We start from the raw sequence: 19,411 nt of genomic DNA on the forward strand, positions 1-19,411 counted from the left end.
GGCGCGCGGCCCGGCGCGGCGTTCGCCGTACGACGTCCCCCGCGCGTACCCGGGCGGCGGGCAGGGAACGTTACCGGGTGCCACCGAGCCGCCGGGCCCGCCGCGGGCCGCACGCAGGCTCCGGCCGGAGGAGGTCGCCCGTGCGCCCCACAGCCCCTGTGCGTCCCACACCCCCTGTGCGTCCCACTGCCCTTGTGCACCCCACCGTCCCCGCACGCCCTCTCACCACCGCGCTCCTCGCCGCCGTGCTGACCGCCACGGCGCTCACCGCCTGCGGGGCCCCGGGCGGCGACCCGGACACCGTCCGGGTCGTCTACCAGCGCAGCACCGACAACAAGTACCGCATCCTGGACGACTACCTGACGGGTGTGAAGCGGCAGTTCGAGCGGGAGCACCCGGGCCGGAAGATGGAGCTCGTTCCCGTCCAGGCCGCGCAGGACGACTACGCCGTCAAGGTGCAACAGATGATGCGCTCGCCGCGGACCGCGCCGGACCTGGTCCGCGAGGACACCTCCCTCATCGACTCGGACGTCGCGTCGGGCTACCTCAGACCGCTGGACGACAAGCTGGCCGGCTGGCAGGACTGGAAGCGGTATCTGCCGGCCGCCAGGGCGCTGGTGACGGCGGAGGACGGGAAGACCTACGGCGTGCCGGACGGGACGGACACCCGGGGGCTGTGGTTCAACAAGGAGATCTTCGCCCGGGCCGGTCTGCCGGCCGACTGGCAGCCGCGGACCTGGGACGACGTCCTCGCCGCGGCCCGGGCCGTCCGGGACCGGGTCCCCGGGGTGATCCCGTTCCACCTGTACACGGGCAGGGGCCCGGGCGAGGCGGCGGCCATGCAGGGGTTCGAGATGCTGCTGTACGGCACCGGGCGGGACCCGCTGTACGACCCGGCGCGGAAGAAGTGGCTGACCGGCCGCCAAGGCTTCGTGGACGCGCTGGAGTTCGTCCGTACCGTCTACGCCGAGAAGCTCGGCCCGGACCCGGCCGACGCCCTCGACCCCAACGTCAGCACGCGCGTCACCGCCGAGTGGCTGCCCAAGGGGAAGCTCGCCATCGCCCTGGACGGCAACTGGCTCGGCAAGAACTGGCAGCCGGACGGCAGCAGACCGTGGCCCGCCTGGTCGCGGGTGCTGGGCCGGGCCGCCTTCCCCACCCAGCACGGCGCGGCCCCCGGCCGGGTCAGCCTCTCCGGCGGCTGGGCGTGGGCCGTCGCCGCCCGCTCCCGCAAGGCGGACCTGGCCTGGCAGGTGGTGGAAACCCTCCAGACCCGGTCGAACGCCCTCGACTGGACGGTCCGCGACGGGCAGATCGCCGTCCGGGACGACGTCGCCGACGACGCGCGCTACCGGACGTACGTCCCGGGCATCGACTTCTTCACCGGCCTGGTCGCGGTCACCCGCCACCGCCCGGCCCTGCCCGTCTACCCGCAGGTGTCGTCCGCGCTGCAGGAGGCGATGGAGGAGGTCGCCACGGGCGACGCCGCGCCGGCCCGGGCCGCGCGGGACTACGACGAGGAGCTGCGGTCCGTCGCCGACACGGCGGGGGCCGGCCGATGACCGCCCGCCGCCGAGCGCTCACCCGCTGGCTCCCCCTCGCCCCCGCCACCGTCCTGCTGCTCCTCTTCCTGGCCGGACCGGTCGTCTGGTGCGTCGGGACCGCCTTCACCGACACCCGGCTCACCGGCCAGGCGTCGGCGTCCTGGGTCGGACTGGACAACTTCCGGCGCGCCTTCGCGGACGAGGACTTCCGGAACGCGGTCGTCCTCACCCTCGTCTTCACGGTCCTGTCGTCCCTCGTCGGCCAGAACACCCTGGGCTTCGCGCTCGCCGCCCTGATGCGGCACGCGTCCCGGCCGGTCCGCGCGGTCACCGGCACGATCGTGATCGCCGCGTGGGTGGTCCCGGAGATCGTGGCGGGCTTCCTCCTCTACACCTTCTTCCACCGGCGCGGCACCCTCAACAACATCCTGGACGCCCTCCATCTGCCCACCCAGAACTGGCTGTTCACCCTGCCCATCCTGGCCGTCTCCTTCGCCAACGTCTGGCGCGGCACCGCGTTCTCCATGCTGGTCTACTCGGCCGCGCTGGACGGCATCCCCCAGGACGTGACCGAGGCCGCCCTCGTCGACGGCGCCACCGGCCTCCGCCGCTTCCGCTACATCACCCTCCCCATGCTCCGCCGCACCATCGGCACCAACCTCATGCTCAACACCCTGCAAACACTGTCGGTTTTCGGCCTCATCTGGTCCATGACCCGAGGCGGCCCGGCCCACCGCAGCGAGACCCTCCCCGTCTTCATGTACGACCAGGCCTTCCTCAAGTCCCTGATCGGCTACGGGACGGCGGTCGCGCTACTCCTGCTGCTCGTCGGCGGGTTGTTCTCGGCGGTATACCTGCGGCTGCTGCGCGAGAAGTGAAGCCGGGCCTGTCTCCCACCCCGCGGTCAGGCGAACGGTGGCAGCGCCCTCTGGCGGGTACCGCCTGAGCGAAGAACTGCACCGCGGTGGCGGGGAAATGAGACATCTGGGCGGCGCGCCCGACGACGCGCAGGGGCCGAAGGGCGACGACGGCCGGGGATCGGATCGAGGGCGGTCGACGCTGCCGGGGTGGCGGCCTCCCCGGCGCCTTCCGACTCCGCTTGTCGCCAATTCCGCACCCACCACCGGGCCTGAGTCCGCCCGGCCCTATCATCGGGGCGCGAGTGGTCTTTCCAGGTACGGACAGTACCTCGAAAAACGGGGGTTCCAGGTGTAGGAAGGGAGTTGTTCCATTGGATGCGGAGGTGCTGCGCCAGATGCTCACCGAGCGTAGAGCGGCGATCAGCCCTGAGAGCCTGGGCCTCATACGGCTGGACCCGAGGGGGCGGAAGTCCCCCGGGCTGACCCAGGCTCACATGGACCAGTTACTCCTCCGCGCGCCCGGCACCTACGGAAAGCTGGAACGCGGTGTGCTGGACAGTCCCACACCCGAGTATTTGCGTGACGTGGCCCAGATCCTGCGCCTCACCGAGCAGGAATGGATCGTCCTCTACGGTTACGCACGCGGGGAGCAGCCTCCCTACCCGCTCACCAAGAACCCCCGGGTGGCCGTGCCGGAGCACTGGCTGCGCATCATGCACGCTTTCTCCGGCATCGCCTATCTGTGCGATCCCGGGTGGAACGTCCTGGCGTACAACGAGGCTTTCGCCGCGATCTTCCCCGGCCGTCGGGCCCCGCGGAACACCATGGACTGGATGCTGTTCGACGACGAGGCCCGCGGCGGGGTACTGGGCGATTGGGAGAACCGGTGGGCTCCGCTCGTGGCGCCGCAACTCCGGGTCGCCCTGGCACGGAACCCGGACAACCGGACCCTGCGCGCCCTCGCCCAGCGATGTGTGGCCGATCCGCGGACGCGAAAATTCTTCCGCAGCATTCCGCCCGGCCACGCCAGTCCGGACGGCGCCGAACGCCCGCTCCACCACACCGAATTGGGCCCGGGCTCCCTCACCGTTTCCGTCAGCGAGCCGGTCGGTGCACCGGGGATCCTGTTGTACCAATTGCTGTTCCGGCCCGTGGGCGCACCCCGGCACACGGCACTCCCGGCCACCCGGCCGACGACCGATCCCTCCCCGGCCCGTTTCTTTCCGGCCCTGCCTCAGAGCCGCGCGGGAGATACCGGCTCACCGGAGCCACACCCCCTGGCAGGCGGTGGCGAAGAATCCCGGCCCGAAAGCGACCAGCACCCCGGGAGCTTCCGTCCCCGGAGGTTCCTCGTACGTGCGGGCGAGAACGTCCAGGACGGAGACCCCGCCGAGATTCCCGCAGTTCTCCAGGCTGCTCCAGGAGTGCCGCAGGAGTTTCTCGTCGATGCCCAGTCGTTCGGCGACGTCCTCGAGGATCCGCGGGCCGCCGGCGTGGACGACTGCCCATTCCGGCACAGCGGGGAACCCGACTGTCTCCAGCCATCCGCGCAACTCCGGCATGACCTCGCCGGCCGCTCCCACACCCTTCCGAGTGGAATCGAAGTGCAGTCCCAGATCGTCGACCCGGCACCAGTAGCGGTCGAGGCTGTTCGGCAGCAGGTACTCCCAGCTGCCGTCGATACGGAACCCAGGGGTCCGCTGTTCGTCGGTGACGACACAGGCACCCGCGCCGTCACCGAACAGCGCCTTGTAGATCATTGAGCTGAGCTCGGTGTCCTCGTGGCGGTACACCGTGCTCAGCGTTTCGGCGGCGACGACGAGCACGCGGCTCCCCGGGCGGGCCGCGAGCTCGTCGGCGGCACGGGCCAGCAGTTGGGCCCCGCCTCCGCAGCCGAGGGACGCCATCGGCGTTCGCCGGACGGTCGGCCGCAGGCCCAGCGCGTTCACGAGGTGGACGTCCAGCCCGGGCGTCGTCCAGGACGTCGTGTGGCTGGTGATGACGGAGTCGATGTCCGATGGCCGCAGACCGGCGTGGTCCAGAGCCGTACGCGCCGCCTCGACGGCCAGCCGGGCGCTGTCGTCGAAGGCCACCAGGTTCCGCTCCGTGATCCCGGCCGAGCCGGAAACCGTCGGCGAGTCAAGGGGCCGGGTGAACCGGCGGCTGCGCACTCCCGAGGCCCTGGCGACCCGCAGGTACGTCGCGAGCTTGGTGTTGCCTTGGTGATGACGCTCGATGTCGTCACAGATGTCCTCCGTCGTGACGACGTTTTCCGGCAGGGCTATGGCGGGGCGCGCAACATATGCGGGCATCGGATCCTCCACGAAGGGATCGGGTGGGGAGCTGGCCGGGAATGCGGGGACGGTAAGTCACCCGCATTCAGGGAAGAGTTCTCGTTCACGGGGCTCGCAGAACGTTCGGTGGGCCGACACGGCGTTCCTCGCCCGGATGGAAGACCATCACCATCAAACGCACGCGTGGATGGGACAGCGGTTCCGCCGCGCAGAGCGTGACCCAGCCCTTGCCGAGTTCGGCGTGGTTGAGGGGGCGTTCGTCGCCGTCAGGGTGGGCGAACGCCCCTCCGCCGCCGGCCCGGTAGAGCGGCCCGGCGATGGGGTCGGCGAGAATATCCGCCTCCAGTTCGGCGAGATGCTCATCGTGCGGCAAAGCCGCGACGGCCGCCCGCATTTGCGGCAGGGCCATCGGCAGCCAGTGGTCTTCCCATCCCATCAGGACATCCCGAGCCGACGGGTCGAGCACCATCCAGCGCATGGTGTTGGCGCAGACCTTTCGCTCCGGAAACATGGCGGCGAAAGCGTCGTTGTAGGTGACCACGCGCCAGCTCTGGTCGCTGATGTACGCCATCTCGGAGATGCTCTGCACCACGTGTCCCCACGCCTCGCGGACCTCCGTGCCCGATGTGGGGTGGAGGGGGGTGGGGGGATCCCGGTGCATCGTGTAGAGCCAGAGCAGAGTCCACTCGTGCTCGTTAAACGCGAGCAGCCGGGCCACGTCCCGCAATAACTCCTCGGGAGGATGCGGGTACTTGCCCGCCTCCAAACGGTTGTACGTACCGTGAGTGCGGTGCAACAGTTGGTCCATCTGCGACTGACTGAGCCCGGGGGCCCGCCTCCCCTGTCGCGAAGGCCTGCTCAAACCGTACTCTTCCGGGGCGATAGCCGCTCGCCGCTCACGCAAAAGCTGTTGAAGCGCTCCTTTGTCCATACGCTCCCCCCTTACCACGGCCACCTCCACAGAGGAAGCCGCTTTCATTGGACGGTTTTTCAGAGGAAAAGTTCCCCGAAGTAATGATCGCATCTCTCCTGCATCATCGGACTCAGGGTTCGGCCTACGGGGGTGAGCGAACCCTTCATCACTCCACAACGAGTGACCTGTCTGTTACTGGGAGGGGAAGATGCGGTCATCGTTCGACGGGAAATGGCGACAATGGGCGGAGCTCATTCGGCGGCAGTTACCACGTTCGGGTTTACGCGCCCTCTTCGGGTCCCTTTCCGTGTCACGCTAGCCGTACGATCCCTGGCTGAAAACCCGTTCCACCCGAAGTGGTGACCACCCTTCCGAGGGGTCACCAGGCGTCGATTCCCTTGTGCCGCAGCGGAGTTCGCATGGAGGCGGCACGGGCGGATCCTTCTCGAGGCTGGCGGACGGACAAGGTCCCGCACCGGCCCACGGGGGCGCCGAAGGCGGGGATGCCGCCGATCTTTACGCAAAAACTGGGCAAAAACAAGCCTTGTCAGGTTTGTGAACGCCCATCACGGGAGCCGGGCGCCAAGGTGACGCCCGCCCACCCGGTACGAGTCCGGCCCGAGCCCGTCGCGCCCCACCGCCGCGGGCCCGTAGTCGTTTCGGGGCCGGGAAGCCAGAGAAGGCCGGAGGAAGTCCGGGGAGAGCCCCGGGAGCCCCTGGAGCTCCGGGGAGCCCCAGGAAGCCCGGTGGGAACGCCCGTCCCGGGTACGCCCGTCCGTGGCCGTCGGGACGCGCCGCGTCGAGGAACGCCGAGAGCCGCCGAGGACGGGCGGGGAAGACCGGCCGTCAGGCGGCCGCCGCCGGCTGGTCCGGGCGGATGACGGCGAAGGGGGCTCCGAAGGGGTCGGCGAGCCAGGCGATGCGGCCGACTCCGGCCACGTCGGCGGCCGGCATCAGGGCCGAGCCGCCGCTGTTCTCCGCCGCCGCGACCACCGCGTCCGGGTCGACGACGGCGAAGTAGGGGATCCAGCGCGGCTCGTCACCCTCCTGGAGGGGAGCCACTCCGCCGAACGAGGCGGCCTGCTGGTCGCCCTCCGCCGTGGAGATCACCTTGTAGACCATCCCCGGGACCTCCATGTCCGCGACCCGCCACCCGAAGACGCCGCGGTAGAAGGCGTACGCCGCGGTCGGGTCGGCCACGTGCAGCTCGGTCCAGCACAGCGCGTTCTCGTCGGAGGCGCGGTCCAGGCCGCGGACGCGCGCGGGCTGCCAGACGGCGAACTCCGCGCCGCCCGGGTCGGTGAAGCAGGCCATCCGCCCGGCGTCCATCACGTCGAAGGGCCCGACGCGCACCGTGCCGCCGCCCTGTTCGACGGACTTGGCGGTGGCTTCGGCGTCCGGCGTCCGGAAGTAGACGGTCCAGGCGGGGGAGGCGCCCTCCTCGGTGAGGGGGCCGACGGCCGCGACGGTGGCGCCGTCGCGGCGGAAGAAGCCGTAGCCGCCCGCCTCGGGCCCGGCCGACTGGAACTCCCAGCCGAAGACCGTCCCGTAGAACTCGGCGGACGCTGCGGTGTCCGGGCTCCCCAGGTCGAGCCAGTTGGGCGAACCGGTGACGAAATCGGTGGTGAGCATGGCCGTGAACCCCGTCTCTCCAAGTACCACGCGCGGTACCAGTCGCGCGGCGCGTTTCCCGTCTTCTGCCCCGTTCCCAGTCTCGCACCGGCCCGGCACCCCCGCCCGGCACCGCGCGGGCCGCCTTGAGCATGGCGCGGGCCGCCTTGAGCATGGCGCGGGCCGCCTTGGGCACGGCGCGGGCCGCCTTGAGCATGGCGCGGGCCGCCCCGCGTGCGGCACGACGGGGACCGCGCGAGCATGGGAGGAGGGGACGGACGGGGGCCGGACGGCCCGGCATGCCCCGCGGCACGCGCCACGGCGCCCGGACGGGGCACGCGCGAGGGGGAGATCACGAAGGCGCAGTCAGGAGGTACGACCATGACCACCGCCAAGGACATCATGCACGAGGGCGCGCAGTGGATCCCCAAGACGGAGACGCTGCTGAACGCCGCCCGGCGGATGCGCGACCTGCACGTCGGCGCGCTCCCCGTCAGCGACGAGAACGAGCGCCTGTGCGGCATCATCACCGACCGGGACATCGTGGTGAAGTGCGTGGCCGAGGGCCACGACGCCTCCCGGTGCACCGCCGCCGACCTGGTGCGGGGCACACCGCGCTGGGTCGACGCGAACGCCAGCGTCGAAGAGGTGGTGGAGGAGATGGGCAGCCACCACGTCCGCCGGCTGCCGGTGATCGAGAACAAGAGGCTGGTCGGCATGATCAGCGAGGCGGACGTCGCCCGCAACCTTCCCGAGGACCAGGTCCACGCGTTCGCGTCGCGCGTCTACGCGACACCGCCACAGACCTGAGGCGGTCCGCGGGAGGGGCCAGGAGTGGACGCGGAGCGGGCCCGGAGCGACCGGGCCCGCTCCCCCGCGCCGGGCGCACGCCCTCCGCGCGCCCTGTCCGCCCCGCCACCCGCCCGCTATCCTCCGAGCACGCGCGCCCGGAGGTCGTCCATGCGCCCGCTCCCCGCCCTGCGCCCACCGCTCACCCGCCGCGCCCGGCGCCGCCTGGCCGCCGACGCCGCGCTGCTCGCCGTCGCCGCCGCCTTCGCCGTACCGCTGCTGTGGCTGGCCCTGGCGTCCGTGGACCCCGAGGCGGGGCTGAGCGTACGGGCCCCGGAGACGCCCTCGGCGGACAACTTCTCGGCCGTGCTGACGGACGAGATCACCTTCACCCCGATGCTCAACAGCCTGCTGCTGTGCGGCGCCGCCACCGCCCTCACGGTGGCCTGCGCGGCCCTCGCCGCGTACCCGCTGTCCCGCTTCCGCTCCCGCTTCGGCCACTCCTACCTGCTGACGATCCTGTTCATGACCTGCCTCCCGATCACCGCGATCATGGTGCCGGTCTACGGGCTGTTCGTCCGGATCAACCTCATCGACACCATGTCCGGCACGATCCTCTTCCTGGCCGCCGCGCAACTCCCGTTCGCGGTCTGGCTGATGAAGAACTTCATGGACGACGTCCCGACATCGCTGGAGGAGGCGGCGTGGACGGACGGCGCGGGCCGGTTCACGGCGCTGGTGCGGATCGTCCTGCCGCTCATGGGGCCGGGCACGGCCGTCGTGGCCGTCTACTGCTTCGCGCTGATGTGGGGCAACTTCTTCGTCCCGTTCCTGCTCCTGCTGTCACCGGACCGGCTGCCCGCGTCGGTCACCGTCTTCACCTTCTTCGGCAACCACGGGCAGGTGGCCTACGGGCAGCTCGCCGCGTTCTCGGTCCTCTACTCGACGCCCGTCGTCCTGCTGTACTCCCTGGTCGCCCGGCGGCTCGGGGGCGGGTTCGCGCTGGGCGGGGCGGTGAAGGGCTGACCGTACGGGTGGGGGCGCACGCCCCTGACCGTACGTGCCGGGGCGCGCGCCCCGAGCCACGCCGCTCCCCGGCCCCCATGCACCCCCAGGATGACCGCCGTCCCCCTCAGGGACTACGCGCCGGCCCCGCTCCTCCCGAAAGTGCGACACCGCTTTCCGGTCTCGCGGCTGACGCCCGGCGGACCTCCGGCGCAGAGACTGGACGAGTCCCTTCCGATTCCCGCCCCCCTCTTCCCGTCCCGCGGAATCGGCAGCCCCGACCCGTCCCGAGGAGCCCCCTTGTCCCCCACGGCCGTCCCGACCACCCCCCGCACCGGCGCCGTCGTGGCCCGCGCCACCGGCCTGAGCAAGGTGTACGGCGCCGGGGAGACCCGGGTGACCGCCCTGGACGCGGTCGACGTCGCGTTCCGCCGCGGCGAGTTCACCGCGATCATGGGTCCGTCGGGTTCGGGCAAGTCGACGCTGATGCACTGTATGGCCGGCCTGGACACCGTCTCCTCCGGTTCCGTCCGGATCGGCGACACCGAGCTGTCCGAGCTCGGCGACCGGCAGCTGACCCGGCTGCGCCGGGACAAGGTGGGCTTCGTCTTCCAGGCGTTCAACCTGCTGCCGACCCTGACCGCGCTGGAGAACATCACCCTGCCGATGGACATCGCGGGCCGGCGGCCCGACCCCGAGTGGCTCCAGGAGATCGTCAGCGCCCTGGGGCTGTCGGGACGGCTCGCCCACCGGCCGAACCAGCTCTCCGGCGGGCAGCAGCAGCGCGTCGCCGTCGCCCGCGCGCTCACCTCCCGCCCCGAGATCGTCTTCGCCGACGAGCCGACCGGCAACCTGGACTCCCGCGCCGGCGCCGAACTCCTCGGCTTCCTCGGGGAGTCGGTCCGCGCCCTGGATCAGACGGTGGTCATGGTCACCCACGACCCGGTGGCGGCCGCGTACGCGGACCGGGTGCTGTTCCTCGCGGACGGACGGATCGTGGACGAGATGCCGCGCCCGACCGCGTCGGCGGTGCTGGACCGGATGAAGGCGTTCGAGGCGCACGGCCGCACGAGCTGACCGCCCGGCGCCCGCCCCTCCCGCGGGCAGCCGAGAACCCGCCGCCCCCGACCAGACCACCAGAATCCAGGACCCCACGTGTTCCGTACCGCTCTGCGCAACCTCCTGGCGCACCGGACCCGCCTCCTGATGACCGCCCTCGCGGTCCTCCTCGGCACCGCCTTCGTCTCCGGCACGCTCGTCTTCAGCGACTCCGTGAACAAGGCGTACCGCGACCGGACGTCCCGCAGCCTCGACGACGTCGCCGTCTCCGTGACCTCGACGGGCGGCGGCCCGGGCGACGCCGGCGGCCTCGACGCCCGGACGGCCGACCGCGTCCGCGCGCTGCCCGGCGTCGCCTCCGTACGCCCCTCCGTCACCGGCACGGTCATCGTCGCCGACCGCCACAACGAGTCCGCGGGCAGCGAGTGGGGCAGCACCGGCGCCAACTACGTGCCCGGCGCGGACGGCAAGGACCGCCGCTACCCGCTCGTCGAGGGCCGCGGCCCGGCCGCCGCCGGCGAGGTCGCGCTCGACACGAGGACGGCGGAGAAGACCGGCGCGCGGATCGGCGGCACGGTACGGCTGGCCGTGGACGGTCCGGTGATGACCAAGAAGCTCGTCGGCACGGTGAAGACGGACGATCCCCGGGTCGGCGCCGGCGGCAGCCTGGCGCTGTTCGACACGGCGACCGCGCAGAAGCTCATCGGCACCAAGGGCCGGTTCGGCGAACTGGTCGTCACCGCCGCCCCCCGCACCGACGCCAACGCGCTGACCGCCCGCGTCCGTACCGTCCTGCCCGACGGCGCGCAGGCCAGGAGCGGCACCGAGCTGGCGGCCGAGCAGTCCAAGGCCGTCGACGAGCAGACCGGCGCCATCCGCAAGACGTTCCTGGTCTTCGCCGCGGTCTCGCTCTTCGTGGGCGTCTTCATCGTCGCCAACACCTTCACCATGCTGATCGCCCAGCGCACCCGTGAGATCGCCCTGTTGCGGGCGGTGGGCGCGTCGCGCCGCCAGGTCGTGCGCTCGGTGCTGATCGAGGCCGGGCTGCTCGGGCTGCTCGCGTCGGCGGCCGGTTTCGTGCTGGGCCTCGGGGTCGCGGTCGGCATGCGGTCGCTGCTCGGCGCCAACGGCGCCGAACTCCCGGACGGGCCGCTGGTCGTCACGCCCACGTCGGCGCTGTCCGCCCTCGGCGTCGGCTTCCTGGTGACCGTCCTGTCCGCCTGGCTGCCGTCCCGCAAGGCGGCGCGCATCGCGCCCGTGGAGGCGCTCGCCGCCGTGGACGCGCCGGCCGGCACCCGGAGCCTCGTCGTACGCAACTCCATCGGCGCCGTCCTCACCGGCGCGGGCGTCGCGACCATGCTGTACGTCAGCACCCTCGACAACGCCCGCGACCTCACCCTCCCCATGGCCGGTTCGGTGCTCACCCTCACCGGCGTCATCGTGCTGGCCCCGCTGCTGTGCCGACCGGTCGTCCACCTCTTCGGGCGGCTCGCGGAGCGCGTCTCCGGGGTGAGCGGCCGGCTGGCCCGCCGGAACGCGCTGCGCAACCCGCGGCGCACGGCCGCCACCGCCTCGGCGCTGATGATCGGTCTGACGCTGATCACCGGCCTGACCGTGACGGCGGTCTCCGCCGACCGGGGCATCGACCGGATGGGCGACCAGGACCTGACGGCCGACTACAAGGTGAACACCGCTGGCGGCCGGGGCCTGGACCCCGCCACCGCGCGGACGCTGGCGAAGCTGCCGGGCGTCGACGCGGCGGTCCCGCTCCGCGTCACCGGCTTCGAGTCCGCGGGTGATCCGGCGGGCATCCGGGGCACGGACGTGGCGGCGGTCGGGAAGGTCACCGACCTGAAGGTCCTCAAGGGCTCCCTGTCCGACGTGCGCGGCACGCGCGTGGCCGTCAGCGAGGATTACGCCCGCAAACGGCACCTGACGGTCGGCTCGTCGCTGCCCATGACGTTCTACGACGGGAAGCGCGCCACGGCCCGCGTCGTCGCCGTCCACACCAAGAACGACGTGCTGAGCGACGTCCTCGCCGCGCCCTCCTTCGTCGATCGGCACCTGGACCGGGTGCGCGACCAGGAGGTGCTGGTCAAGGCCGCGCCCGGGAAGGCCGACGGGCTGCGCGCGCGGATCAGGGAGGCCCTGGGCGGCAACCCTGCCGTCAAGGTCGAGAGCCGCGACGACCTGCGCCGCTCCGCCGCCGGCGACATCGACGACGTCCTGTACCTGATGTACGGGCTGCTGGGCGTGGCCGTCGTGATCGCGGTGATCGGCGTGGTCAACACCCTCGCCATGTCGGTCTTCGAGCGCACCCGGGAGATCGGGATGCTCCGGGCGATCGGGCTGGCCCGCTCGGGCGTCCGGCAGATGGTGCGGCTGGAGTCCGTGATGATCGCGATGTTCGGCGCGGTGCTCGGGGTGGGGCTGGGGCTCTTCCTCGCCTGGTCCGGCGGGAATCTGCTGAAGACCTCGTTCCCGCAGTACGAGATGGTCGTGCCGTGGGAGCGGATCGGGGTGTTCCTGCTGCTGGCGCTGGCGGTCGGAATCCTGGCGGCGGCGTGGCCGGCGCGGCGGGCGGCGCGGCTGGACATGCTGGAGGCGATCGGGGCGCAGTGAGGGGGCGCACGGCGAACCGGGGGCCCGTCCACGGGCGGGCCCCCACCTCCGGGTAAGTACCCACCTTATTGTGCGTACTTGAGCGGGACCGCCGCCTGGACGAGGCTGAAGGGGCGCGCACAGCCGAGAACATCTTCCGTCCCCCGCCTCTTCAGGAGCAGACCCATCATGAGCAACACCCCCGTCACCGTCCTCGGCCTCGGCGCCATGGGCAAGGCGCTGGCCACCGCCTTCCTCACCAACGGCCACCCGACCACCGTCTGGAACCGCACCGCCGAGAAGGCCGACCCGCTCGTCGCCCTCGGCGCCGTCCGCGCCGACGACGCCGTTGCGGCGGCGAGCGCGAGCGAGCTGGTGATCGCCTGCATCTGGGACTACGCGTCGGTGAAGGAGACGCTGGATCCGGCGGCCGCCGCCCTCAAGGGCCGGACGCTGGTCAACCTCACCAACGGCACGCCCGACCAGGCCCGCCGGATGGCCGCCTGGGCGGACGAGCACGGCATCACCTACATCGACGGCGGCATCATGGCCGTCCCGCCGGGCATCGGCACCGAGCAGGCGTTCATCGTCTACAGCGGCGCCCGCGAGGCGTTCGACGCGTACCTGCCGGTCCTGGAGCGGCTCGGCGCGGCCCGCTTCGTCGGCACCGACCCCGGACTGGGGGCGCTGTACGACGTGTCGCTGCTGAGCGGCATGTACGGCCAGTTCATGGGCGTGATGCACGCCCTGGCGATGACGTCCTCGGCCGGAATCCCGGCGACGGAGTTCGCCCCGCTGCTCAGCTCCTGGCTGGAGGCCATGGCGACGAGCATCCCGCGCTTCGCCGAGCAGATCGAGACGGGCGACCACTCCCAGCACGTGGTCTCGAACCTCGGGATGCAGACGGCCGGTTTCGACAACCTCATCACCGCCGCCGAGGAGCAGGGCGTGCGCCCGGTCTTCTTCACGGCGCTCCAGGACCTGATGGTGCGGCGGACGGCGGAGGGGTACGGGGCGGACGACCTCACGAGCATCGTCGAGCTGATGATGACGCGGAAGTAGAACGGCTCCCCGGAGCAAGGGGGTTGCGAAGAAGCGGGGGGGGGGGGGGGGGGGGGCGGCGCGGGGGCCCCCCCCCCCCCCCCCCCCCCCCCCCCCCCACGCCGCTTTCACGCTCCCTCCCAACGATCTTCCAACGGCCTTTTGGCGCACGTCCGTTGCGATAGCGTACGGACCAGCGCTGCATACGCGCCCCCCTTCACGAGGGACCCACGCACGTCGGGGTCCTCGTCCGGGAGGTCCTCCACGGGCTTCCACGGGCGGGGAGTCCGAACCCGGGCTCCCTCCGGAGCGGTCACCGGTCCTCTGGCCGCAGCCGATGAAGGGGGGCGCCGTGGGGCGTCACCGCAAGAAGCCTCTGCACGAGCGGATCGCGGCAGTGATCCGGGAGTTCTGGAGGTGGCTCAACGAACGGTGACCGCCAGTCCTCCGGAACACTGAGGACTGACGGTCAGGATGCCGTCCGTTGAGGGCGGTGTCGGCTCTCGTCACCGGGTCCGAGCCGGGGCGAGAGCCTCTTTTTTGTTGTACCGCGACGACGCGGTGAGCGCCGCCTCGGTGACCGTCACTCCTCCGAGAAGCTGAGGACTGACGGTCAGGATGCCGTCCGTTGAGGGCGGTGTCGGCTCTCGTCCCGGTGACCGCCGGGGCGAGGGCCTCTTTTTGGTTGTGCTACACCGATGAAGGGAGCACCTCGCCCAGGCGATCAGCCCGGGCGAAGCCATGGGGCGTCCCCAGCCCCGAGGATTCCGAAGACTCCCCAGGGCCACCAGCACTTTAGCGCCCCCGCGGCACACCGTAAACGCCGCCGCGTCAAGTGCCGTACCCGCCAACCCCCGTACGGGGGAGGCGGAAAGCCGCGAACCGGAGCCGTCCAGGCAAGCCGTCCGCCGCGAACCCTCAGCCGGTCAGAAAACCGACTCCGCCTCGTCCATCCGGTCCTCCGGCACCCGCTTCAGCTCGGTGATCGCGTCCGCGAGCGGCACCATCGTGATGTCGGTGCCGCGCAGCGCCGTCATCTTGCCGAAGTCGCCGCGGTGCGCGGCCTCGACCGCGTGCCAGCCGAAGCGGGTGGCGAGGACGCGGTCGTACGCGGTCGGGGTGCCGCCGCGCTGGACGTGGCCGAGGATGACCGGGCGGGCCTCCTTGCCGAGGCGGCGCTCCAGCTCGCCCGCGAGCTTGGTGCCGATGCCGGCGAACCGCTCGTGGCCGAACTGGTCTATGGCGCCCTTCTTGTAGTCCATCGTCCCGTCGGCCGGGTGCGCGCCCTCGGCGACGCAGATGACGGCGAACTTCTTGCCGCGGGCGAACCGCTCCTCCACCATCTTCACCAGGTCGGCGGGGTCGAAGGCCCGCTCGGGGAGGCAGATGCCGTGGGCGCCGCCGGCCATGCCGGACTCCAGGGCGATCCAGCCGGCGTGCCGGCCCATGACCTCGACGACCATCACGCGCTGGTGGGACTCGGCGGTGGTCTTCAGCCGGTCGATGGCCTCGGTGGCGACGCCGACGGCCGTGTCGAAACCGAAGGTGCGATCGGTGGAGGAGATGTCGTTGTCGATCGTCTTGGGAACGCCGACGACCGGGAGACCGGCGTCCGAGAGCATCCGGGCCGCGGTGAGAGTGCCTTCGCCGCCGATGGGAATGAGCACGTCGATGCCGTGCTCACGGGAGAAGTCCTTGGCGTTCTCGCACGCCTCGCGCAGCCGGGCGCGCTCCAGCCGGGCGGAGCCCAGGATGGTGCCGCCGCGGGCCAGGATGCCGCTCACGGCGTCGAGGTCGAGCTTGCGGAACCGGCCGTCGAGCAGGCCCTTGAAGCCGTCCTCGAAGCCGATGACCTCGTCACCGTGCTCCGTGATGGCACGGTGCACCACCGAGCGGATGACGGCGTTCAGGCCGGGGCAGTCGCCGCCCGCGGTGAGGACTCCGATGCGCATCGTGCTGTGTCTCCTGCTGGTTCTGGTGGTCGCTAGTGGGACCTGTGAGCCGGACCCGATTGTTCCACGGGCCCGCCGGACCCGCCGCGCTCGCACGGGCAGCCGTCAACGCACATTAACCAACACACTGACGATCTTCCGCCGAGCCTCTCGCCTTCCGCCTGACGAGCGCCTTATCCAGGGTCGCAGGTATTGTCAAGAGGGCAAGACCACCCTAACGGGTAATTTCACAAGCCGAACAAACGCCACTCGAACAGCACACGGCCATGGAGCAAGGAGAGCACGCGTGACGCGCAGCGTGTACGTGACCGGGACCGACCGCGGCGACGGACGCCAGGTCATCGAGCTGGGAGTCATGGAGCTCCTCACCCGCCAGGTGGACCGGGTCGGGGTGTTCCGCCCGCTCGTCCACGGTGACGGGCCGGACCGCCTCTTCGATCTGCTCCGCAGCCGCTACCGGCTGGAACAGTCACCCGAAAGCGTGTACGGCCTCACGTACGCCGAGGCCGCCGCCCTCCAGGCCGAGAAGGGCACGGACGAGTTGGTCTCCCGGCTCGTCGAGCGCTTCCACGCCGTCTCCCGAGAGTACGAGAACGTCCTCGTCCTCGGTACCGACTTCATCGGCAGCAACCTGCCGGACGAGCTGGCGCTCAACGCCCGGCTGGCGAACGAGTTCGGCGCCTCGGTGATCACCGTCGTGGGCGGCGGCGGCCAGACCGCCGAGGCCGTCCGCGCCGAGGCCCGCAACGCCTGCCGCGCCTACGAGGCGCTGGGCTGCGACGTCGTCGCCCTCGTCGTCAACCGGGTGGCCCCGGCCGACCGCGAGGCCATCGCCGAGGGCCTGTCGGCCGGCCTGCCGGTGCCCTGCTACGCGCTCCCCGAGGACGCCTCCCTCTCCGCGCCGACTGTGGCGCAGATCGTCCGCAAGCTGGGTGCCGAGGTGCTGCTCGGCGACGACGCCGGGCTCAACCGGGACGCCAAGGACTTCGTCTTCGGCGGCGCCATGCTCCCCGTCTTCCTCCCGGCCCTGACCGACGGCTGCCTGGTGGTCACCCCCGGCGACCGCGTCGACCTGATCGTCGGCGCCCTCGCCGCGCACAGCGCCGGCGCCCCCTCGATAGCCGGCGTGCTCCTCACCCTGGACGAGCGGCCGGGACCGGACATCCTGGCCCTCGCCGACCGGCTCGCCCCCGGCACCCCGGTGATCTCCGTGCCCGGCGGCTCCTTCCCGACGGCGGGCGAGCTGTTCGCCGTCGAGGGCAAGCTGGACGGCTCGTCGCCGCGCAAGGCGGAGACCGCCCTCGGCCTGTTCGAGCGGCACGTCAACACCGCCGAGCTCACCGAGCGCATCGCCGTCGCCCGCTCCGGCCGCGTCACCCCGATGATGTTCGAGCACGAGCTGATCGAGCGCTCCCGCTCGGCCCGCCGCCGGGTCGTCCTCCCCGAGGGCACCGAGGAGCGCGTGCTGCGCGCCGCCGACGTGCTGCTGCGCCGCGACGTCTGCGACCTCACCCTGCTGGGCGAGGAGGACGTCATCCGCAAGCGCGCCGCCGAGCTGGGCATCGACCTGGGCGAGGCGCAGCTCATCGACCCGCAGAAGTCGCCGCTGCGCGAGCGCTTCGCCGAGATCTACGCGGCGGCCCGCGCCCACAAGGGCATGACGGTGGAACTGGCCCACGACGTCGTCGCCGACGTGTCGTACTTCGGCACGCTGATGGTGCAGGAGGGGCTGGCCGACGGCATGGTCTCCGGCGCGGTGCACTCCACCGCCGCGACCATCCGGCCCGCCTTCGAGATCATCAAGACCGCGCCGGGCGCGCAGATCGTCTCGTCGGTCTTCTTCATGTGCCTGGCCGACCGGGTCCTCGTCTACGGCGACTGCGCCGTCAACCCGGACCCGAACGCCGAGCAGCTCGCGGACATCGCCATCCAGTCCGCCGCGACCGCGACCCAGTTCGGCGTGGAGCCGCGGATCGCGATGCTCTCGTACTCCACCGGCACCTCCGGCTCCGGCGCGGACGTGGACAAGGTGCGCCGGGCGACCGAGCTCGTCCGCGAGCGCCGTCCCGACCTGCTGGTCGAGGGCCCGATCCAGTACGACGCGGCCGTGGACGCCGCCGTCGCGGCGACCAAGCTGCCGGGTTCGGAGGTGGCCGGCAAGGCGACCGTCCTCGTCTTCCCCGACCTGAACACGGGCAACAACACGTACAAGGCCGTGCAGCGGTCGGCCCACGCGGTCGCGGTCGGCCCGGTCCTCCAGGGTCTGCGCAAGCCGGTCAACGACCTGTCCCGCGGCGCCCTCGTCCAGGACATCGTCAACACGGTCGCCATCACGGCCATCCAGGCCCAGGGCGACCAGCGCGGCGACCGCGTCGAGCCGTGACGCCCCTTCCGCTACCCGACGTTCCCCCCACCACGGAAAGCCCCATGACTGCCAACGCCCAGGCCACCCCGCACGCGACCCGCGTCCTCGTCCTCAACTCCGGCTCGTCCTCGCTGAAGTACCAGCTCCTGGACATGGCCGACGGCTCCCGGCTCGCCGTCGGGCTCGTCGAGCGCATCGGCGAGGACTCCTCGCGGCTGGCCCACACCCCGCTGGCGACCGGCGGCACCAAGCGCGAGATCACCGAGCGGATCGCCGACCACACCGCCGCGCTCCAGGCCGTCGCCGCCGAGCTGGCCGCGGACGGGCTCGGCCTGGACTCCCCCGAGCTGGCCGCGATCGGCCACCGCGTGGTGCACGGCGGCAGCCGGTTCACCGAGCCGACGCTGATCACCGACGAGGTGCTGGCGGAGATCGAGCGGCTGATCCCGGTCGCCCCGCTGCACAACCCGGCCAACATCACCGGCATCCGCACCGCCCAGGCGCTCCGCCCGGACCTGCCGCAGGTCGCGGTGTTCGACACGGCGTTCCACACGACGATGCCGGAGCACGCCGCGCGCTACGCGATCGACGTGGCCACGGCGGACGCGCACCGGGTGCGCCGCTACGGCTTCCACGGCACCTCGCACGCGTACGTCTCGCGGGAGACGGCGAAGCTGCTGGGCAAGGACCCGTCCGAGGTCAACGTGATCGTCCTGCACCTGGGCAACGGCGCGTCGGCGTCCGCCGTCCAGGGGGGCCGCTGCGTGGACACCTCCATGGGCCTGACCCCGCTGGAGGGCCTGGTCATGGGCACCCGTTCCGGTGACGTCGACCCGGCGGTCATCTTCCACCTGGCCCGCAACGCCGGGATGTCGGTCGACGAGATCGACTCGCTCCTCAACAAGAAGAGCGGTCTGATCGGACTGTGCGGCGACAACGACATGCGCGAGATCCGCCGGCGGATCGACGAGGGCGACGAGGCGGCGCGGCTCGCGTTCGACATCTACGTGCACCGGCTGAAGAAGTACATCGGCGCCTACTACGCGGTGCTGGGCAAGGTCGACGCGGTCGCCTTCACGGCGGGTGTGGGCGAGAACGCGGCGCCCGTGCGGGAGGCCGCCGTGGCCGGCCTGGAGGAGCTGGGCCTGGCCGTGGACGCGGAGCTCAACGCGCAGCGCGGGGACTCGGCGCGGCTGATCTCCCCGGACTACGCGCGGGTCGCCGTCGCGGTGGTCCCGACCGACGAGGAGCTGGAGATCGCCACCCAGGCGTACGCCCTGGTCAGCGCCTGAATCCCCGCGGAACCGGGGGTTCCGCCCCCGGCTCGCCCCTGTCATTTCCCACAGCTCGAATATTCCGCTCCGAAACAAACCGATA

The 19,411-nt window shown here is 71.7% G+C and carries 13 protein-coding genes and 1 pseudogene; 10 read left to right on the plus strand and 4 right to left on the minus strand.

Annotated features, from left to right (window positions below; genetic code table 11):
• Positions 1 to 194 precede the first annotated feature (194 nt).
• The 3 genes and pseudogenes from ACH4PU_RS01355 to ACH4PU_RS01365 form a co-directional block, all read left to right on the plus strand.
• Positions 195 to 1,562 carry an extracellular solute-binding protein gene (locus ACH4PU_RS01355; RefSeq protein WP_398264365.1) on the plus strand — a complete coding sequence of 456 codons (1,368 nt, stop codon included), beginning with the start codon at positions 195 to 197 and terminating at the stop codon, positions 1,560 to 1,562.
• Positions 1,559 to 2,422, plus strand: a complete 864-nt coding sequence (locus tag ACH4PU_RS01360) for a carbohydrate ABC transporter permease (RefSeq protein WP_398264367.1) — start codon at positions 1,559 to 1,561, stop codon at positions 2,420 to 2,422. Before ACH4PU_RS01355 ends, ACH4PU_RS01360 begins: the two co-directional genes overlap by 4 nt.
• A gap of 476 nt (positions 2,423 to 2,898) precedes the next feature.
• Positions 2,899 to 3,543 (plus strand): annotated as a pseudogene (locus ACH4PU_RS01365) (XRE family transcriptional regulator); the annotation flags it as partial.
• Between the two features lie 120 nt (positions 3,544 to 3,663).
• On the opposite strand, the gene ACH4PU_RS01370 reads toward ACH4PU_RS01365, so the two are convergent.
• From ACH4PU_RS01370 to ACH4PU_RS01380, 3 genes are all read right to left on the minus strand, one after another.
• Positions 3,664 to 4,716: a type III polyketide synthase gene (locus tag ACH4PU_RS01370; RefSeq protein ID WP_398264369.1), complete on the minus strand. Its 1,053-nt coding sequence runs from the start codon at positions 4,714 to 4,716 to the stop codon at positions 3,664 to 3,666.
• Positions 4,717 to 4,801: 85 nt separating this feature from the next.
• Complete coding sequence (locus ACH4PU_RS01375) at positions 4,802 to 5,677, minus strand: helix-turn-helix domain-containing protein (protein ID WP_398264370.1); 876 nt, start codon at positions 5,675 to 5,677, stop codon at positions 4,802 to 4,804.
• A 780-nt stretch (positions 5,678 to 6,457) separates the two neighbouring features.
• Complete coding sequence (locus ACH4PU_RS01380; protein WP_398264372.1) at positions 6,458 to 7,243, minus strand: VOC family protein; 786 nt, start codon at positions 7,241 to 7,243, stop codon at positions 6,458 to 6,460.
• A gap of 360 nt (positions 7,244 to 7,603) precedes the next feature.
• On the opposite strand from ACH4PU_RS01380, the gene ACH4PU_RS01385 reads away from it, so the two are divergent.
• The 5 genes from ACH4PU_RS01385 (at position 7,604) to ACH4PU_RS01405 (ending at position 13,738) form a co-directional block, all read left to right on the plus strand.
• Positions 7,604 to 8,032 carry a CBS domain-containing protein gene (locus ACH4PU_RS01385; RefSeq protein ID WP_398264374.1) on the plus strand — a complete coding sequence of 143 codons (429 nt, stop codon included), beginning with the start codon at positions 7,604 to 7,606 and terminating at the stop codon, positions 8,030 to 8,032.
• Between the two features lie 150 nt (positions 8,033 to 8,182).
• Complete coding sequence (locus ACH4PU_RS01390; RefSeq protein ID WP_398264376.1) at positions 8,183 to 9,037, plus strand: carbohydrate ABC transporter permease; 855 nt, start codon at positions 8,183 to 8,185, stop codon at positions 9,035 to 9,037.
• 279 nt (positions 9,038 to 9,316) lie between these two features.
• Positions 9,317 to 10,093: an ABC transporter ATP-binding protein gene (locus ACH4PU_RS01395; protein WP_398264378.1), complete on the plus strand. Its 777-nt coding sequence runs from the start codon at positions 9,317 to 9,319 to the stop codon at positions 10,091 to 10,093.
• A gap of 78 nt (positions 10,094 to 10,171) precedes the next feature.
• Positions 10,172 to 12,697 carry an ABC transporter permease gene (locus ACH4PU_RS01400; protein ID WP_398264380.1) on the plus strand — a complete coding sequence of 842 codons (2,526 nt, stop codon included), beginning with the start codon at positions 10,172 to 10,174 and terminating at the stop codon, positions 12,695 to 12,697.
• 168 nt (positions 12,698 to 12,865) lie between these two features.
• Positions 12,866 to 13,738 (plus strand): NAD(P)-dependent oxidoreductase, encoded by an 873-nt coding sequence (locus ACH4PU_RS01405; protein ID WP_398264382.1) that lies wholly within the window; start codon positions 12,866 to 12,868, stop codon positions 13,736 to 13,738.
• Between the two features lie 905 nt (positions 13,739 to 14,643).
• Here ACH4PU_RS01405 and ACH4PU_RS01410 read toward each other — a convergent pair.
• Positions 14,644 to 15,669: an ATP-dependent 6-phosphofructokinase gene (locus ACH4PU_RS01410; RefSeq protein ID WP_004950879.1), complete on the minus strand. Its 1,026-nt coding sequence runs from the start codon at positions 15,667 to 15,669 to the stop codon at positions 14,644 to 14,646.
• Between the two features lie 286 nt (positions 15,670 to 15,955).
• Between ACH4PU_RS01410 and pta the strand changes: the two genes are divergently transcribed.
• Both pta and ACH4PU_RS01420 read left to right on the plus strand, forming a co-directional pair.
• A complete protein-coding gene (pta, locus tag ACH4PU_RS01415; RefSeq protein WP_398264385.1) occupies positions 15,956 to 18,052 on the plus strand; it encodes a phosphate acetyltransferase in 2,097 nt (698 codons plus the stop codon).
• A gap of 44 nt (positions 18,053 to 18,096) precedes the next feature.
• The gene (locus tag ACH4PU_RS01420; RefSeq protein WP_398264387.1) at positions 18,097 to 19,326 is read left to right on the plus strand and encodes an acetate kinase; all 1,230 of its coding nucleotides are present in this window, start codon (positions 18,097 to 18,099) and stop codon (positions 19,324 to 19,326) included.
• Positions 19,327 to 19,411: the final 85 nt, after the last annotated feature.

Source organism: Streptomyces sp. NPDC021100 (assembly GCF_044333095.1).
Classification (GTDB): domain Bacteria; phylum Actinomycetota; class Actinomycetes; order Streptomycetales; family Streptomycetaceae; genus Streptomyces.

Coding starts and splice junctions, on each gene's coding strand:
- ACH4PU_RS01375 (WP_398264370.1), bottom strand. CDS start 5,677: ATGAAAGCGGCTTCCTCTGTGGAGGTGGCCGTGGTAAGGGGGGAGCGT.
- ACH4PU_RS01360 (WP_398264367.1), top strand. CDS start 1,559: ATGACCGCCCGCCGCCGAGCGCTCACCCGCTGGCTCCCCCTCGCCCCC.
- ACH4PU_RS01405 (WP_398264382.1), top strand. CDS start 12,866: ATGAGCAACACCCCCGTCACCGTCCTCGGCCTCGGCGCCATGGGCAAG.
- ACH4PU_RS01380 (WP_398264372.1), bottom strand. CDS start 7,243: ATGCTCACCACCGATTTCGTCACCGGTTCGCCCAACTGGCTCGACCTG.
- ACH4PU_RS01420 (WP_398264387.1), top strand. CDS start 18,097: ATGACTGCCAACGCCCAGGCCACCCCGCACGCGACCCGCGTCCTCGTC.
- ACH4PU_RS01370 (WP_398264369.1), bottom strand. CDS start 4,716: ATGCCCGCATATGTTGCGCGCCCCGCCATAGCCCTGCCGGAAAACGTC.
- ACH4PU_RS01390 (WP_398264376.1), top strand. CDS start 8,183: ATGCGCCCGCTCCCCGCCCTGCGCCCACCGCTCACCCGCCGCGCCCGG.
- ACH4PU_RS01385 (WP_398264374.1), top strand. CDS start 7,604: ATGACCACCGCCAAGGACATCATGCACGAGGGCGCGCAGTGGATCCCC.
- ACH4PU_RS01410 (WP_004950879.1), bottom strand. CDS start 15,669: ATGCGCATCGGAGTCCTCACCGCGGGCGGCGACTGCCCCGGCCTGAAC.